Genomic DNA, 17,366 nt, shown 5'->3' with positions numbered 1-17,366 from the left:
AGAGCCGTCGTCTTCCAGGGGCGCGGGGAACTGCGCGACAAGCCACGACCGACGCGCGGCCACAAGATCACGGCACCCCGGCACCCGCTCAGGCGGGAGCCACCAGCAGCGGTCGTGCGCGCTCACGGAGCTCCACCACCCGCGGCTCGTCGCCGTACGGCTCGAGCCGGTGCAGGAGGTCCTTCACGTACTCGGTGGTACGGGCCGAGGAGATCCGCCCGGCGACCTCCACCGCCCGCACTCCCTGCTCGCACGCCGCGTCGAGGTTCCCCGACTCCAGTTCGGCGACCGCGGAGACGACCAGGCGCAGGCCGTGCGAGCGGACGAACTCCTCCGTGGGCTGCGACAGGGCCTGCTCGGTGAAGCGGCGGACCTGGCGGGGCGCCTTGAGGTCGCGGTAGCACTCGGCGGCGTCGGCGGCGAAACGGTCGTAGGAGTAGAAGCCGAGCCAGCTCGGGTCGTTGTCGCCGGGACGGGCTCGCTCCAGCCAGCTCTCGGCCGCCTTCAGGGCGCCGCCGGCCGCCTGGGCGTCGTTGGCGCGGGCATGCGCGCGGGCCTCGACGAGGCGGAAGAAGCTCATGGTGCGGGCCGTCGCCAGACCGCGGTTGCGTTCCAGGGCGGCCTGGGCGAGGTCCACGCCCTCGTCGCCGAAGCCGCGGTAGGTGGCCTGGAGGGACATGGTGGCCAGTACGTAGCCCCCGAGGGGTACGTCCGCCGCGGCCCGGGCCAGGCGCAGGGCCTGGATGTAGTAGCGCTGGGCCGCTTCCTGCTGGCCCGTGTCGAAGGCCATCCAGCCCGCCAGGCGGGTGAGTTCGGCGGAGGCGCCGAAGAGGGCCCGGCCGACCTCGTCGGAGTACGAGCCGAGCAGCAGGGGTGCGGCCTCCACCCTTAAGCACTCGGGGACCATCGACGAACGCCAGTCGCCGCCGCCGTACTTGGAGTCCCAGCGCCGCGCGTCCTCGGCGGCCTCCCGCAGCTTCTGCACATCGCTGTGGCCGACTTTGAGCGGTGCGCCGGAGCCCTCGCCGGGGCCCACCTCGCGCGCGACCGTACTGTCGGCCGGGGTTATCAGCCATCGTGAGGCGGGCGTTGCGTATGCGCTCACCGCGAACGATCCCGCCAGCGACTGCCAGATGCCGCCGGAGCCGGCCCGGCGGCCGGCGAGGTCGAGGCGGTACAGGTCGGTCGCGGATCGCACCGCCTGGCCCACATCCCGCGGGAAGGCGAGGCCGACCTCGGGTGCGGGGTCCGCGTCCGCCAGGCCGATCTCGTGCAGCGGCACCGGGCGGCCGAGTTTCTGGCCGATGGCGGCGGCGATGAGGTGCGGGGCGGCACCCTGCGGCACCATGCCCTTCGACACCCAGCGTGCCACCGACGTCTTGTCATAGCGAAGCGTCAGACCGCGCTGGGCGCCAAGGTCGTTGACGCGCCGCGCGAGGCCCGCGTTGGAGATTCCCGCGAGGGCGAGAACGGCGCCGAGTTTTTCGTTCGGCCCGCGTTGCTCCCTGGACATGCGCCACCCCTCGACACAGACGGCTGCCGCACTGGCATAACCACGCGGCATTCGTAAACCCAGCGTAGTTCGCCGCATCCCAAGCGTTAAGGGGCATTGTTCCGGTTGGCGGGATTGTGGTCCGTACTGAAGTGCGGTTCAGATACGGGCTGTTGCGACGTGCTCCCACTGTGTGGCCGTGCGCCCGCCCGTGCGCTCTTCTCCGGCCATCGCGGGAGCGGTTCCATGGTCGTCGCGTGGGTCGGCCCGCTGTACTGGATCCAGTGGGCTGGGGGACACCGCCGCCTACATCCCCGCGGGCGGCGGAACGGTCCGGGAGGCGTGCTCCGTCTCCCGGACTGCGCGACCGGGCGGCAGGGTGCCGCGCCTGTACGGAGAGTGTTCGAAGCTGCGCGCGTGACATCGATTTGGCCGAAAATCGCCCCCGCCGGTCGCGGGCTATCAGGGCTCCGACCATGGCAGTTGAGGGCGCGTCGGGCGTGATTGGGGCGCGTTTCGGGGGCGCATTCGCGTCGCAGTAGTACCGCAGACATGTCGCTGGCGTGCCTTGATTCTTCGCCGCTTCTTCGTTCTGCTCCGCTTCTTCCGGCGTCCCCTGTGCCTTTCTCCGGTCTCTTGTGTCTCCCTTCGGCGTCTTGTGCGTCTTCCCTTCGGTGTCTCGTGTCTCGTGTCTCGTGTCTCGTGTTTCGTGATCCCCGTCGGTCGTTCGTCCCGTCTTTCGTCCCGGCTGCTGTCTCGTCCCCCGTGCGGGCGGCCGTCTCGTCCTCCGTGCCGACGGCCGTCGGTTCGTCCGGCTTTCCGCCCGGATCTTCTTGTCGCGTCCGGGTGTTCGGGGTGTTCGCGACCGTGTGGGTGGCTCCGCCGGGGCGCATTCGGCGGAGCGCAAGCGGCGTCGGCACCCTCTGGAACGCCTCCTTCATGGCAGCATGGTGAACCGGTTCGTACGGTGCACTGGTTGTCCACAGCCTGTGGAGGCGGCGATGCGGTGGTTGGTGGGATGGAGCAGCACCGCCGCGGGAGCCGTCGCTGCCGGTTCGGCGGGGGCCACCGGCACCGAGGGCGAGACGCTGCACCCGGTGGGGTCCCAACTCCTGTGGGGCGACCCCGATCCGCTGTGGGCGGTCGGTGACTGGCGCCCCGACGAGGTACGGGTCGTGAAGGCCGACGACCGGACCAGGATCGCCGTTCTCGGCATCTGCGGCGCCACCGACGAGCAGCTGCGCGTCGCCCTGTTCGCCGCGCGCGGCGGCGCACTTCGGCATCTGACCGCCTGGCCGGGCAGCTACACCGCGATCGTCCAGGTCGGCAGGCGGATCACCGTCTGCGGTGATCTCGCGGGCGCACGGCCGGTGTTCCACACGCCCTGGGCCGGCGGTACGGCGTACGCGACCGCCGCGCTGCCGCTGGCCGACCTCGTCGAGGCCAACCTCGACTTCGGGCATCTCGCAGCACTGCTGGCGGCTCCCGACGTGCCGGCCGCGCTGCACGACTCCACGCCGTACGACGGCGTGAAGCGCATTCCGCCCGGGCACGCCCTCATCCTGCGCGCCGGGGCGCGCGAGATCGCCGGGTACGAGCCGGTCGCCTCGCTGGCCGTGGCGGCGCCCCCGGCCGATCCCGACAGCGCGGTCGACGCGGTGCGCGACGCGCTCGTGGAGGCCGTGCGGACGCGGCTGTCCGCGCCGCGGCACGTCCCGGGCGCCGACATAGACCCCGGCCCCGTCCCCGGTATGGGTCCCGCCGAGCGGCGAGCCGCGCGCGGGATGCCGGTGCCGGGGATCGGCGCGGACCTGTCCGGCGGGCCCGCCTCCGGGGCGCTGGCGCTGCTGGCCGCGGGCCTGCCCGGGATGCCGGGCACGGTGCTGGGGCACGGCACGGGCGCGGGGGAACGGCTGCTGGCCGTCACGTTCAACGACCTCGCCGTCGGAGGCCGGGAGGCGGAACTGGAGCGGGCGGGCGCGCTGGCCGCGAACCCGAGGCTGCACCACGTCGTGGTGACGGGCGGCGAGGAGACCCTCCCCTACGCCGACCTGGACGGGCCCCTGACGGACGAACCCGGGCCGTGCCTGGTGTCGGCGGCCCGCCATCGGGCCCGGCTGGCGGCCGGCAGCGCGGACCACTTCACGGGCTACGGTGCGCGCCAGGTCCTGGACGCCCATCCCGCCCGCCTCGCCGACCTGCTGATGGACCGCCGGCGGCGGCATCTCGTACGGCCCGTCGCCGCCCTCGCCAAGGCCGACGGGTCGGTGCTGGTGCCCGCGCGCGTGTACGCGGCTGCGCGGCGGTTGTCCCGTATGCCGTACCGGTCGGGGATCGAGGCCCTCGCCGAGCGGCTGCTGGATCCCCGCTCCGACGACGGCCTCGACGCGCCCGGCGGTGCGCTGGACGCGTCGCTCGCCGCGCTGACCTGGGGCAGACCCGGGCCGGCGGCTCGCTGGCTGACCGGTGAGGCGCTTGCTGAAGTATCGGTTCGCCTTCAGGCGTCCACCCACCGGTCGGAGCTGGTCGGGCCGGGACAGCGGCCGGGAGACTTCCGCGCGCGGGCGGCGCTGGGGCGGCATGCGGCGGACCTGCGGGTGCTGGAACAGGCGGCGGAGGTCCGCTTCCAGCGGCTGCACGCGCCGTTCCTCGACAACCAGGTCGTGCGCGCGGCCCGGGCCCTGCCCGAGGCGCTGCGGGTGCGGCCGGGTTCGCGGGCGGCGATCCTGCGTACGGTGCTGGAAGGGGCCGGGGTCCGCGAACTGCCGCCCGGCTGGGGCGCCCCGACCCAGGCGACGGCCGCGGCCACGGAGCGCACGGGGCTGCGCGTGGCGGCGGACTCCCTGGTCGCCCTGTTCGACACCCCGCTGCTGGCGGAGGCGGGCCTGATCGAGGCCCGCGTGGTCCGCAAGGCGCTGCGCGGCGCCGCGGCGGGCGAACCTCTCCCCCTGGACGGCCTGGCGGACCTGGTCTCCCTGGAGCTGTGGCTGCGCCGCCTCCTGGCCCGCCGCGGCACGTGCTGGACGGGCACACCGGCACGGCAGCGGGCCGTCCCGTCGGGGATCGCGCCGCAGCGAGGGGCTTTGGGGGCGGGGGCCGGTGGTGGGCGGCGGGTGTAGCGCCTGTGCGGGAGCGGGAGCGGGAGCGGGAGCGGGAGCTGGGTGGGGGTGCGGGCCTTCGCCTGACCGCCGGGTGGGGGTCGGGGCCGCGCCGGGGGGTGTCCGTCCTCGGAACGGCGCGATGGGGCCTCTTACCGACTGACCGGCGTCGACGCGCCAACCGCTGCGGGCGGACACCCCCCGGCACGGCCCCTTGCTTACGACGGCGGGTGGGGGCGCGTCGTGGCTCACCCAGCTGCGGGCAATCGTGCCGCCAAGGGCGGCACGGGTGGGCGCAGCGCACCCCGATCCGCCGGGCTGCGGACCCACCCGGCCCCAGCCACCACCCCCAGCACCCGGCACACCCACCCTCGAGCAACGCCCCGCACCGAAAACCCCCCGCTCCTCACCACCACCCCGGCGACAATGACCCCGTGCGGTACAGAATCCTGGGTGTCACCACGGCAGAGGACGAGCGCGGCTCGGTCGTACCCGTCGGCGGCCCCCGGCTCCGTGCCCTGCTCACGGCCCTCGCCCTGCGCCCCTCCCGCGTCGCCGCCCCCCAGGCGCTGATCGACGACGTCTGGGCCGAGGACCCGCCCCAGGACGCCCCCGCCGCCCTCCAGGCCCTCGTCGGCCGTCTCCGCAGGGCCCTCGGCAAGGACGCCGTCACCTTGGAGACGGGCGGCTACCGACTCGCCGCCGGCAAGGAAGACATCGACCTCTTCGTCTTCGAACGGCTCGTCCGGCAGGGCCTCGACGCCCTCACCGCCGATGACCCCGCCCTCGCGGAACGGCACCTCGACGCCGCCCTCGCCCTCTGGCACGGCCCGGCCCTCGCCGACCTCCCCGACCGCTCCGCCGCCACCCGCCCGGAGGCCAGGCGGCTGGAGGCGACCCGGGCCAGGGCGGAGGCCCGGCTACGGCTGGGACGCGGGCCGGACGTCGTACCCGAACTGCGCGAACTGACCGCCGCACACCCCTACGACGAGCCGCTGCACGCCCTCCTCGTCCGCGCCCTGCGCGACACCGGCCGGGAGGCCGACGCCCTGGCCGCGTACGAGGCCGCCCGCCGCGCCCTGGCCGAGGGCCTCGGCACCGACCCCGGGCCCCGGTTGCGCGCCCTCCACGCCGAACTGCTCGACCCCGCCCCGAAGGACGAGAGGCGCCCGCCCGCGTCACCGGAGCGCGAGCGCACCCGGCCGGGGGCCATCCGTCCGCGTCTGACCTCGTTCGTCGGCCGGGAACCCGAGATCGACGCCATCCGTTCCGACCTGCACAGGGCCCGACTCGTCACCCTCACCGGACCGGGCGGCTCCGGCAAGACCCGTCTCGCCGAGGAGGCCGCCGCCGGGCTCCCGCAGGCATGGCTGGCCGAGCTCGCCCCGCTCGACCGGCCCGAGGCGGTGCCGGGAGCGGTGGTCAGCGCGCTCGGTCTGCGCGAGACCATGCTGATGACCAGCGAGCACACGGCCGTGCAGGACGACCCGGTCGAGCTGCTCGTGGAGTTCTGCGCGCCGCGCGGCCTCCTTCTGATCCTCGACAACTGCGAACATGTCATCGGCGCCGCCGCCCACCTCGCCGAGACCCTGCTGACCCGCTGCCCAGGGCTCACGATCCTGGCCACCAGCCGCGAACCCCTGGGCGTCCCGGGCGAGTCGGTCCGCCCGGTCGAGCCCCTGCCCCCCGACCACGCCCGCCTGCTGTTCGCCGAGCGGGCAACCGCCGTCCGTCCCGACGCGCAGGCCGTGCTCCGCGACGAGCAGGCGGTGGCGGAGATCTGCCGACGGCTGGACGGGCTGCCGCTCGCCATCGAACTGGCGGCGGCACGGCTCCGGCTGCTCACGCCCCGGCAGATCGCCGACCGCCTCGACGACCGCTTCCGCCTCCTCACCTCCGGGAGCCGTACGGTCCTGCCCCGCCAGCAGACCCTGCGCGCCGTCGTCGACTGGTCGTGGGACCTCCTCGACGACGCCGAGCGGACGATGCTGCGCGAGGTGTCCGTGTTCGCGGGCGGCTGGGACCTCACGGCAGCCGAGGCCGTGTGCTCCGGACCCGCCGCCGAGCTGATCGGGGCCCTCGTCGACAAGTCCCTCGTCGTGGCGGCCCCCGGCGCGGACGACGGCTCCCGCGGCATGCGGTACCGAATGCTGGAGACCATCCACGAGTACGCCGTCGAGCGCGCCGCCGACACCCCGCGACTGCGCGCCACCGCCGAGCTCCGGCACCGTGCCTGGGCGCGTGCGCTCGCCGAGCGGGCCGATCCGCAGCTGCGCTCCGCCGGGCAACTGCCGTGGATCTCCCGCCTGGAGACCGAGCTGGACAACATTCGCGCGGCCCTCGACCGGGCCCTCGCCGCCGGGGAAGAGGCGGAAGCCGGCGCCCTGGCCCTGGCCATGGGCTGGTTCTGGTGGCTGCGCAACTACCGGCACGAGGGCATGGAGTGGCTCGAGCGGACCCTTCGCCTCGGTGCGGCCCTGGACATGTCGGGCCGTGCGGCGCCCGGCGGCGAGCCCGAACCCGGCCACATCGACCACTTCCTCACCGCGCCGGACGGCGAGGCGGGGCATCCGCTGCACGCCCTGCGGATGGACGTGCGCCTGCTTCACCTGTTCTTCATGACCGAAGTCGCGGCCATGGACACGTTCGTCGTCGAGCGGCTGCCCTACATGGAGCGGGTGTGGGCCCACTACACGCAAGGCGGCCCGCACGCGGCCCGTATCCCCGGGCTGGTCTGCCCGATCCTCTCCTCCTTCCTGGGCGATCCGAGCGAGGTCCGGACCGTCCTGGACGCCGCCGTCGACAACTGCCGTGCCCACGGCGGGGACTGGGAGATCTCCGTCGCCCTGATGTTCCGCGCGCACACGGTCGTCGACGGACCCGGCGCCCTGGAAGGCGTCGACGACGACCTCGCCGAACTGCGGGTCCTCAGCCGCCGCTCGGGCGACCGCTGGCTGCGCGCCCAGGTGTGCAGCGCGGCGGGCGAGGCCGCCATGGCGCGCAGCCGTTTCGAGGAGGCCAAGGGGGAGTACGAGGAGGCCCTGCGGCTCGCCTACGAGGTGGGCGCCCATGCCGAGTCGCCGTTCCTCATCGCCCGGCTCGCCGAGATCGCCTACCGGGCGGGCGACCGGGCGTCCGCACTGTCCTCGCTGGACGAGGCCACCGCCGCCGCCGAGCGCTACGGCGTGCGGGACTCCAAGGCGTATGTCCTGCTGATGCGCACCCAGATGGCTTTCGAGGACGGGCACACCGGCCGGGCGCGAGCGTGGTGGAAGGAGGCCCTCGCCAACACCGCCCCCGGCACACCGCCACCGCAGTTCATGGTGATGCTGCGCCTGCTCGACGCCGCGATCAGCGCGACGGAGTCCGGTCCGCGCTCCGGCCTGGCCAAGGCCACCGAAGCCCTGCGCGAAGCGGTGGAGAAACGGTGCTCGGACATCGTCCGGGCGACGGTCGTGGACGGCGCGGCGGGCCTGCTGGCCGACCTCGGCGACTTTCCGCGTGCGGCCCGGCTGCTCGGCACCGGCGATCACTGGCGGTCCGGCCGCCCGCGTTCCATCCCGGAGATCCCCCCGGCCAGACGCGCCGAGGCCGCCGCCCGTGCCGCTCTGGGCGATGCCCGCTGCGAGGCGGAGCGTGCCCGGGGCGCGGCGCTCACCGCGGACGACGTCCTGCGCGAGCTGGACGAGGCGTGTGTCCGATACGCCACCGGCCCGGTGGCCTGAACCGTACGACCGTCAGCCGCAGGTGAACCGGGACTCCGCCCAGTCCACCGGCATCAGGTCGTCGAAGGCGCTGCGCGGCTCCACCACCAGCCGGACCGTACTGCGGCCGGTGAGGTTCACATGGACGGGCACGGCCGGATCACCGCCCTCGACCAGCGGGGACCGCCACAGCCGCACCCCGTCGGCGTACACGGAGAAGTGCACCTTGCCGAGCCTCAGCGTCATGTCGTCCACTCCCACGAGCGCGTCGTAGGACGTGCAGGCGCGGTTGAGGTCGATCGTGACGGACGAGTGGCCGTGCACGGTGACACCGTGGGCGTAGCGCCGGCCGCCGACCGACAGGCCGGACCGCTGCCAGACCCAGCTGCTCGAACCGATCCGCATCTCGGGCTTCGTGCCGTCGCCGCTGACGTCGTACGACAGTTCGCTCCACTGGTAGACGACCGGGGCGGGCGGGGGTGGCGGGGGCTGCGGGGGAGCGGGCGTCGGTGTGGGGGCAGGGGGCGGAGTCGGCTTCGGGGACGCGGGCCGTGGCGCGGGCGTCCGGGTCGGTGTCGGGGTCGCTTCCGGGTCCGGACCCGGGCTGGTCCTGGGGCTCGGTGTCGGTGCGGGCGTCTCGGCACGCGCGGGCAGGGCCCCCGGTGGCCTCGGCCCCGGGCCGGGGTACGAGGAGGAGGGCGAGGGCTTGGGGGTGGGCTCGCCCGGGCGCACCACCGACGACGGCGGAGGGGGTGAGGGGTCGGCCTCGGACTCTGCCTTCGGTTTCTCGGTGCCGGTCAGTGCCATCACCACCGCGGCCACCACACCCACGGCGACGACCCCGGCCGCGATACCGGCCTTCACCGGCGCGCCGACCCCCTCGGAGACCGCCGCCCCACCCCCGCCACCGGCCGCACCAGCTCCACCGGCCGAAGTACCGCCGCCCGCGGCGGCGGAACCTGCCGAACCGCCACCCGCCGCACCGGCCCCGCCGACCGATCCACCGCCGCCCGCGGCTGCCCCGCCGGCCGAGCCGCCCGCCGCCGCACCGGCCGCACCGGCCGCAGCTCCCGCACCGCCGGCGATGAGCCCGGCGGCCTTCGCGTAACCGGCGGCCCCGAACCAGCCGATGACGGCGACCGGCACGACGGCCGGGATACCGCCGGCCACTTCCTCGATCTGCAGCGCGGCCAGCCGGCACTTGGCGCATTCGTCCAGGTGCTTGCGCAGCCCCCGCTCGGCGCGGGTGCGCAACCGCCCGCGGGCATAGGTGCCGAGCTGGTCGGCGTAGCGTGCGCAGTCCTCGTCGCCGGTGAGCGTGGCGCTGACGTGGGCCTGGAGGTAGGCCTGCTTGAGCCCCTCGCGGGCCCGGCTGGCGAGCACGCGCGTGCCGTTGGCGTCCAGCCCGAACAGCGTGGCGACCGCGCTGGGGGACTCGTCCTCGATCTCGGTGTGCCACAGCACGGCCTGCCAGCGCTCCGGCAGCGACCGGAAGGCCCGCATGGCCATGGACTGCTCGGCCTCGTGCATCGCCCGGACGTCCGCGCCCAGTTCGAGCGTGTCGTCGCCGGACACGTCCGGCCCGTGCGCGGACCGGGCGGCGAACACCGCGAAGTCGTCGACGAGCTGCTCGCGCCGTGCCGACCTGGTCCAGGAGGCGGCGACGCGCCGGACGGAGGTGAGCAGGTAGGCGCGGACGGCCTGCGTGGGGCCCGCGCCGCCGCGTACCGCCTGGAGCATGCGGGCGAAGACCTCGGCGGTCAGATCCTCCGCCGTGTGGGCGTCGCGGCAGCAGGTGCGGGCGTACCGGCGCACGGCTTGCGCATGGCGCCGGTACAGCTCCTCGTACGCCGTGTCGTCGCCCGCGCGCATCCGGTCGATGAGGCCGGCGTCGGACGGCGGCATCTCGTGCGGCGGCAGGGCGCCGTCCTCGCGCCTGTCGCGTTGGGCCGGGACCGAGCCGTCGGCCGGGTGCCCGGCGGGCGGCACGCTCGCGCGCCCGCCCTGACTCGGCACCTTCGGCGGGACCGGACCGCCGGCCGTGGCGTCGCCGTGCCCGCTGCGGCTCGACTCGTCCCGCCCGTCAACGCTCATCGCGGAAAGCCCCCGGCAGCCGTCCAACCCGTCCAGACCACCGGGTCAGCGTGCCATATGGGCTTATGGTCAGAAGCCCGAAGTTCGGACCATCACTCATCCGTGGGGATTTATCGCACGGCAGTACTGGCCGTCATCCATTCGGGGAAGGCTCTCCCGCTTCGCTCCGGCCCCGGACGTGGCGCCCCAGCCCGGAAAGCTTCACCCGGTCCGGAACAGCTCCACCCGACCCAGACTTACGGGCCCGGACGCATGCCGCCCGAGCCCGAAGCTCAGCCCGACCCGGGGCCTGGTCGCCCCGGGTCTCCATGGCTCAGGCCGGTCGCGAGCGCAGACCCTCCAGCAGGATGTCCAGCAGCCGGGCCGAAGCGGCCGCCTGCTGAGCGGCGTCCGGCAGTGAGGGCGCGGCCGTGGCGATCACCAGCAGCACGTCCGACACCGACACGTCCGCCCGCAGCTCACCGGCAGCACGCGCCCGGTCCACGAGCCGCCCCACGACCTCGAGCAGCGCCGCCGTCCCGGCGTCGTCCTCGGCCGCCACCGCCGGAACCGCAGCGACCGCGACGGGCTGGTCAGGCACCAGTCGCAGCTCCGTCGTGCCCGGCTGGGTCCGTTGCTGCGGCACCCGCGGGCCCCCGGCACCGTCCTCGACGGAGACCCGCAGCACCTGCGGCGGCAGCAGCCGCCCCGCGCCGGAGGCCACCGACGTCCGCAGGAAGCGCGACAGCGCCGACCACGGTTCGTCCTCCTGCCCGAGCGCCGCACGCGCCTGGTCGGTCAGCCGGGAGGTCTCCTCCTCGGCTATCCGGCGCACCAGGACGTCCTTGCTCGGGAACCGCCGGTACACCGTGCCCACACCGACCCGCGCGCGCCGCGCCACGTCCTCCATCGGCGCGCCGTACCCCAGCTCGCCGAAGACCTCGCGCGCCGCCCGCAGTACGTGCTCCAGATTGCGCTGTGCGTCCACACGCAGTGGCGTCGTCCGCGACGCGTCGCGTCCGCTGCCCGCCGCGCTCATCGTCATACCGCCCGCCGCGACTGCGGACGCGGGCGACCAATGAGAGTCCTGAACATGCATAAGTATTCCCCCGGTAATGACGTCTCCCCCCGGAGACTCCCCGCCATACGATGCCGGGACGCGGGAACCGGCCCCTCCGCGGCCCGCCCGTCGCGGACCCCGGTGAGCGCATCCCCCTACACCCCGTCGACACACGAACATAGTTGAGTGGGAGTCAATTCAGAAGGGGCACGTTCCGCACAGAGCGCCCACCGATCGGAGTACGGGCCGCATACGTCCCGAATGTACCCCCGCGCGCCCCCTGTACCACCCGGCCTGACCTGCGCGGATGCGCCACATGTCGCTAATCCGGCCAACTCCGCGCGCTCTCCCGCTCCGGTCACACAATTCGTCGAGGCTGTGGACAAACGCAAGCGACGGGTGCGTCATGGGATGGTGAAGGAACGTGCGCGCATTCTCGTTGTCGGTGGCGGCTACGTCGGGATGTACACGGCCCTGCGCCTGCAGCGCAGACTCAAGCGGGAGCTGGACCGCGGCGAGGTGGAGATCACCGTCGTCACCCCCGACCCGTACATGACCTATCAGCCGTTCCTCCCCGAGGCCGCCGCGGGCGCCATCTCCCCCCGCCACGTCGTCGTACCGCTGCGCCGCGTCCTCGACCGGTGCAGGGTCCTGATCGGCGAGGTCACCGCCGTCGACCACGCGAAACGCACCGCCGCCGTCGCCACCCTGGCCACCGCGGAAGAGGGCACGGGCGCACAGCGGCTGTCCTACGACCAGCTCGTCCTCGCCCCCGGCTCCGTCTCGCGCACCCTGCCGATCCCCGGCCTGGCCGACCACGGCATCGGCTTCAAGACCGTCGAGGAGGCCATCGGCCTGCGCAACCACGTCATCGAGCAGATGGACATCGCCTCCTCCACCCGCGATCCCGCCATCCGCGACGCGGCCCTCACCTTCGTCTTCGTCGGCGGCGGCTTCGCGGGCGTGGAAGCGCTCGGCGAACTGGAGGACATGGCCCGCTACGCCGCGCGGTACTACCACAACGTCCAGCCCGAGGACATGAAGTGGATCCTCGTCGAGGCCTCGGACCGCATCCTGCCCGAGGTCGGCGAGGAGATGGGCCGCTACACCGTCACCGAGCTGCGCCGTCGCAACATCGACGTCCGCCTCCACACCCGCCTCGAGTCCTGCGCCGACCGGGTCGCCGTCCTCAGCGACGGGGCCCGCTTCCCCACCCGTACGGTCGTCTGGACGGCCGGCGTGAAACCCCACCCGGTCCTTGCCGCCTCCGACCTGCCCCGCAACGGCCGCGGACGCCTGAAGTGCACGCCGGAACTCTCGGTCGACGGCACCACGCACGCGTGGGCCGCGGGAGACGCCGCCGCCGTCCCCGACGTCACCGCCGCGGAACCGGGCCGCGAGTGCGCCCCCAACGCCCAGCACGCGGTCCGCCAGGCCAAGGTCCTCGCCGACAACATCGTGCACTCCCTGCGCGGCGAGCCACTGGAGACGTACGAACACGCCTACGCCGGTTCGGTCGCCTCACTGGGCCTGCACAAGGGCGTCGCCCACGTCTACGGACGCAAGCTCAAGGGCTATCCCGCCTGGTTCATGCACCGCGCCTACCACCTCAGCCGGGTGCCCACCTTCAACCGCAAGGCGCGGGTGCTGGCCGAATGGGCGCTGGCCGGGCTGTTCAAACGGGAGATCGTCTCCCTGGGTTCACTCGAACACCCCCGGGCGGAGTTCGAACTAGCGGCCGGTGGAAAGCCTTCTCAAGACCCCCCGCACAACCCGAAGGGGTCGTCCTGACCGGACCCAGGAACTCCAGCGGCCGGCCCGGCGTCTGACGGATGTCGGTCCGGTCCGCGCCCTGCCAGACTGGTCCACCACCGTGGGTACGCCACCACGCGCCCCGGTGCGGGCCCCTCGGGGCCCCGGCCGGTTCCGGTGCCGGCCGCCGACCACTACACGAGGCAAGGATTCGTGAACTTCACGCGCTGGAGCGCCCGGCTCCCCGGAACGCAGCGCCGCGCCGCAGCGCGGACCGAGCAGACGGCCTCCCCGGACCGGCGGGGGGAAGGCTCCGTACCCGCCGCCCGCGCCGAACAACTGACCGACGAGACACCGTCCGTTCCCGCCGTCGACGAACTGCGGGTGCGTGAGGTCCTCGACCGCGTCCCGTCCCTCGTCGCCCTGGTCCACGGCCCCGACCACCGCATCGCCTACGTCAACGACGCCTACACGACCGCCTTCGGCATCCGCCCCCTGGGCGAACGGGCCCGCGAGGCCCTCCCCGAGCTGGACGCCCTCGGCCTCTTCCCCCTCCTGGACCAGGTCCAGCGCAGCGGCAAACCGCGCACGGTCAAGTCCCGCAAGGCATCCGACGGCCGTTCCTACAGCTTCACGTGCACCCCGGTCGCCCAGGGCGACGGCAAGGGCGGCAGCGAGGGCCGCGGCGTCCTCGTCTTCGCCACCGACGTCACCGACCACGCCGAAGCCGCGGAGCGCCTGCGCGCCAGCGAACGCCGCCAGCGCGAAACGGCCGTCACCCTCCAGCGCTCCCTGCTCCCGCAGGAACTCGAAGAACCGGACGACCTGCGCATCGCCGCCACCTATCACCCCGGCGGCACGGAAGCCGCGGTCGGCGGCGACTGGTACGACGTCATCACCCTGGGCGGCGGCCGCACGGCACTGGTCATCGGCGACGTCATGGGCAGAGGCGTCCGCGCGGCGGCCGTCATGGGCCAGCTGCGCACGGCCGTCCGCGCCTACGCCCGCCTCGACCTCCCCCCGCACGAGGTCCTCCAGCTCCTGGACGGTCTGGCGGCCGAGATCGACGCCAACCAGATCGCCACGTGCGCGTACGCCATCCACGACCCGAACGAGGGCAAGCTGATCTACTCCTCGGCGGGCCACCTCCCGATCCTCGTCCGCGACGAGAACGGCACGGTCCTGCGCGCCGAGGAACCCACCGGCCCCCCGCTCGGCACCGGCGGCTGGATGCACGCCTCGGGCTCGATCCCCCTCGCCCCCGGCTCCACGGCCGTCCTCTACACGGACGGCCTGGTCGAGCGGCGCGACGCGGACCTGGACGAGGGCATCGCCGCCCTGGAACGGGCCCTGGCCGGCGCCACCGGCACACCCCAGGTCGTCTGCGACCGCCTGGTCCGCTCAGCGGGAGTGACCCCCGACCACGACGACGACGTGGCCGTCCTGGTCCTCCAGCACCCCGCCCGCAAGGGAGCGGACAGCGAGCTCTTCCGCAACGCCGCCCTGGAACTGCTCGGCGGAGTGGAAGCGGCCCCCCGCGCGCGTGCCTTCGCCTCCGGCGTCCTGACCAGCTGGCGCTTCCCCACCGACCTGCACGACCTGGGCGTCCTGGCCACCAGCGAACTGGTCGCCAACTCGCTCCAGCACGGCACCCCGCCGATGCGGCTGCGTCTGCGCCGCACCGACAGACGCCTGATCATCGAGGTCACCGACGGCGACGACCACCTCCCCAGACGCCGCCGCGCGGAACCGGGCGACGAATCGGGCCGCGGCATCGCCATCGTGGCGACGATCGCGTCGAACTGGGGCTGCCGGCGTACCCCCGGCGGCGGCAAGGCGGTCTGGTGCGAGTTCGCCCTGCCGCGCACACCGGTCACATAGAGGGGGACAGGAATCAGACGTCCGCGGAGACGGGCGCCCCGCCCCGGGCCACGACCCGGCTCTTCCCGAGCCACGGCTGGTCCTGCACATCGGTCAGCTGCCGCCCCAACCGCACGGCCAGGACGGTGATCCCCAGCGAGAACACCAGGAACGCCACGATGTACGGCGCGTGCAGCGAGGCCCCGAGCGGTCCGCCCACAGCCGGTCCGACGGCCAGCGCCAGCTGCTTGACCAGGGCGAACGCCGAGTTGTACTGCCCGGCCATCCCCTCCGGCGCGAGATCCGCGACCAGCGGGGCCACGGTCGGCGACAGCATCGCCTCACCCAGCCCGAACAGCGCGTACGTCGAGACGAAGGCAGCCGTCGCCATCTCCTGGCTGCCGTGCCCGAGCCCCGCGTACCCGGCGACGACCCACGCCACGGCCCAGATCAGCCCCACAGCGGCGATCACCCGCGACCGCCGGCGCCGCTCCACGAACCGCAGCACGGCGAACTGCGCGACGACGATCATCAGCGTGTTGGCGGCGAGCGCGGTCCCGAGCGCGGACGTCGAGATCCCGGCGGCCTCGACCCCGTACGCACTGAGCCCCGACTCGAACTGCCCGTAGCAGGCGAAGAACAGCACGAAGCCCAGCACGCACAGCTGCACCATGGCCCGGTTGCCCAGCAGCTGCTTCCAGCTGCTCCGTCCCGCGGCCGGGGGCGCGTCACCGATACGCGGCGCGTGCGGCATCCGCACCGTCGCCATCACCACGACCAGCAGCAGGAACATCGCCGCCTCGATCGCGAAGAGCAGCGTGAAGGAGGCCGCGCTCGTGGTGTCGACGAGGTGACCGCCGATGAGGCCGCCGACACCGAGCCCGAGGTTCTGCAGGAAGAACTGCATGGCGAAGGCACGCGACCGCGTCTCGGCGGACGAGCAGTCGACGATCATCGTCGCGAGCGCCGGCTGCATCACGGCCTGCCCGGCGCCCAGCAGGGAGGCCGACAACAGCACGGCGGCGGCACTGCTCGCGATTCCCAGACTGAGGGCGCCCAGAGCGGCGGTGACCAGGGCGGCGAGCAGCACCGGCAGCGGGCCGCGCCGGACGATGGCCCGTCCGGCGAACGGCAGCACGACCAGCGCGGCCACCGCGAAGACGGCGAGTACGAGACCCGCCGTCATGGCCCCAAGACCTCGCACCTGTGCCACATAGACGTACAGGTACGGGACCGTGAAGCCGAGCCCGAACGCGCTGAGTGCGTTGCCCACGTGAATCCGGCGCATCGCTGCGCCCATCGCCCTGGTCACGTTCACCTCTTCCACTAGTTAGGAGTGAAGACTTCGAAACTAAAGTTCGAAGCTAAAGAGTACAGATCCAAGGACTTCGAGGCAAAGAACGACCGTGCGATACTGCGCACATGGGCGACACCCCCGGCCCCAGCGAGCCGACCCTCGAAGAGCAGATCGCCGCGTACCAGCGCGAGTTCCAGGACCTCGACCCCCAGGTGGAGCAGATCGTCTCGGCCCTCTCCCGCCTGAACCGCCGTATGAACGTCGCCTACGGCCGTCAGACCTCGACCCTCGGCATCAGCAACACGGAGTGGGAGGTCCTCAAGGCCCTCGTCCTCTCCGGGGCCCCCTACCGCCTGGGTCCCAGCGACCTCGCCAAGCGCCTCGGCCTCACCCCGGCCGCGATGACCCACCGGATCGACCGCATGGTCGCCGAATCTCTGGTGACCCGTGAGCGAGACGAGTCGAACCGCGTACGAGTCATCGTGGAGCTGACATCCGAGGGGCGAGAGAAGTGGCTGGAGGCAATGCGCCTGGCGACGGTCTTCGAGGAGGACCTGCTCCAGGACCTGTCACCCGACGAGCGCACGGCGCTGGGCGAGGTGCTCACGCGCCTGCTGCGCCGGGTCGAGCACGCCCAGCCGGACGCCGGCGGACGCCTCACCGACCTGGACTGACCCCGGGGCCGAAAAGATCTTGACAGGGGTCGCTTGACACGCCCCTGGCTGATCCGTAAAGTTCTTCGGGTTGCCACCGAGCCGTAACGGTTCTTCGGCAGCACTTCCGCCGCAGCAGCGGCATCCCAACCACCAGCTCGACCTCCCGACAGGGTTGATTTCGGCACGCCCGAATTCAATTCGAATTGGGACTCGACGACCTGATCGACTCCGAACGGCTTCGATTTGGGAATCGCCGAGAGGGCGCGCTAAGGTTAGGAACGTCGGAACGGCCCAACAGCCGCGAAGACAAACCCCGCTGACCGGGGATCAGGCCCGAAAGGATCTGATAGAGTCGGAACCGCCGGAAAGGGAAA

At 73.3% G+C, this 17,366-nt stretch carries 9 protein-coding genes; 5 read left to right on the top strand and 4 right to left on the bottom strand.

Annotation, left to right across the window (positions count from 1 at the left end; genetic code table 11):
- Positions 1-88: 88 nt before the first annotated feature.
- Positions 89-1,513 carry an MFS transporter gene (locus ACFCXS_RS36115; RefSeq protein WP_376647591.1) on the bottom strand — a complete coding sequence of 475 codons (1,425 nt, stop codon included), beginning with the start codon at positions 1,511-1,513 and terminating at the stop codon, positions 89-91.
- A gap of 980 nt (positions 1,514-2,493) precedes the next feature.
- Between ACFCXS_RS36115 and ACFCXS_RS36110 the strand changes: the two genes are divergently transcribed.
- Both ACFCXS_RS36110 and ACFCXS_RS36105 read left to right on the top strand, forming a co-directional pair.
- Positions 2,494-4,611 carry an asparagine synthase-related protein gene (locus tag ACFCXS_RS36110; protein ID WP_376647590.1) on the top strand — a complete coding sequence of 706 codons (2,118 nt, stop codon included), beginning with the start codon at positions 2,494-2,496 and terminating at the stop codon, positions 4,609-4,611.
- Between the two features lie 413 nt (positions 4,612-5,024).
- Positions 5,025-8,315 (top strand): BTAD domain-containing putative transcriptional regulator, encoded by a 3,291-nt coding sequence (locus tag ACFCXS_RS36105; protein ID WP_376647589.1) that lies wholly within the window; start codon positions 5,025-5,027, stop codon positions 8,313-8,315.
- A gap of 12 nt (positions 8,316-8,327) precedes the next feature.
- Here the strand turns inward: ACFCXS_RS36105 and ACFCXS_RS36100 are convergent, their stop codons facing one another.
- Positions 8,328-10,388 (bottom strand): sigma-70 family RNA polymerase sigma factor, encoded by a 2,061-nt coding sequence (locus tag ACFCXS_RS36100; RefSeq protein WP_376647588.1) that lies wholly within the window; start codon positions 10,386-10,388, stop codon positions 8,328-8,330.
- A 313-nt stretch (positions 10,389-10,701) separates the two neighbouring features.
- On the bottom strand, positions 10,702-11,466 hold the full coding sequence (locus ACFCXS_RS36095) for a TetR/AcrR family transcriptional regulator (RefSeq protein ID WP_104778918.1): 765 nt from the start codon (positions 11,464-11,466) through the stop codon (positions 10,702-10,704).
- A 372-nt stretch (positions 11,467-11,838) separates the two neighbouring features.
- On the opposite strand from ACFCXS_RS36095, the gene ACFCXS_RS36090 reads away from it, so the two are divergent.
- Positions 11,839-13,218, top strand: coding sequence for an NAD(P)/FAD-dependent oxidoreductase (locus tag ACFCXS_RS36090; protein WP_376647587.1), 1,380 nt, complete (start codon positions 11,839-11,841; stop codon positions 13,216-13,218).
- 174 nt (positions 13,219-13,392) lie between these two features.
- Positions 13,393-15,060: a SpoIIE family protein phosphatase gene (locus ACFCXS_RS36085; RefSeq protein WP_376647586.1), complete on the top strand. Its 1,668-nt coding sequence runs from the start codon at positions 13,393-13,395 to the stop codon at positions 15,058-15,060.
- A gap of 13 nt (positions 15,061-15,073) precedes the next feature.
- Here the strand turns inward: ACFCXS_RS36085 and ACFCXS_RS36080 are convergent, their stop codons facing one another.
- Positions 15,074-16,339 carry an MFS transporter gene (locus ACFCXS_RS36080; protein WP_376647670.1) on the bottom strand — a complete coding sequence of 422 codons (1,266 nt, stop codon included), beginning with the start codon at positions 16,337-16,339 and terminating at the stop codon, positions 15,074-15,076.
- A gap of 122 nt (positions 16,340-16,461) precedes the next feature.
- On the opposite strand from ACFCXS_RS36080, the gene ACFCXS_RS36075 reads away from it, so the two are divergent.
- A complete protein-coding gene (locus tag ACFCXS_RS36075) occupies positions 16,462-17,010 on the top strand; it encodes a MarR family winged helix-turn-helix transcriptional regulator (RefSeq protein WP_104778914.1) in 549 nt (182 codons plus the stop codon).
- Positions 17,011-17,366: the final 356 nt, after the last annotated feature.

Source organism: Streptomyces sp. NPDC056373 (assembly GCF_042262425.1).
Classification (GTDB): Bacteria; Actinomycetota; Actinomycetes; order Streptomycetales; family Streptomycetaceae; genus Streptomyces.
This window is presented reverse-complemented; position numbering and strand designations above follow the sequence as displayed.

Excerpts from the sequence above, each read along its gene's own strand:
- ACFCXS_RS36115 (WP_376647591.1), bottom strand. The coding sequence starts at position 1,513 with ATGTCCAGGGAGCAACGCGGGCCGAACGAAAAACTCGGCGCCGTTCTC.
- ACFCXS_RS36110 (WP_376647590.1), top strand. The coding sequence starts at position 2,494 with ATGCGGTGGTTGGTGGGATGGAGCAGCACCGCCGCGGGAGCCGTCGCT.
- ACFCXS_RS36100 (WP_376647588.1), bottom strand. The coding sequence starts at position 10,388 with ATGAGCGTTGACGGGCGGGACGAGTCGAGCCGCAGCGGGCACGGCGAC.
- ACFCXS_RS36095 (WP_104778918.1), bottom strand. The coding sequence starts at position 11,466 with ATGCATGTTCAGGACTCTCATTGGTCGCCCGCGTCCGCAGTCGCGGCG.
- ACFCXS_RS36090 (WP_376647587.1), top strand. The coding sequence starts at position 11,839 with ATGGTGAAGGAACGTGCGCGCATTCTCGTTGTCGGTGGCGGCTACGTC.
- ACFCXS_RS36080 (WP_376647670.1), bottom strand. The coding sequence starts at position 16,339 with ATGGGCGCAGCGATGCGCCGGATTCACGTGGGCAACGCACTCAGCGCG.
- ACFCXS_RS36075 (WP_104778914.1), top strand. The coding sequence starts at position 16,462 with ATGGGCGACACCCCCGGCCCCAGCGAGCCGACCCTCGAAGAGCAGATC.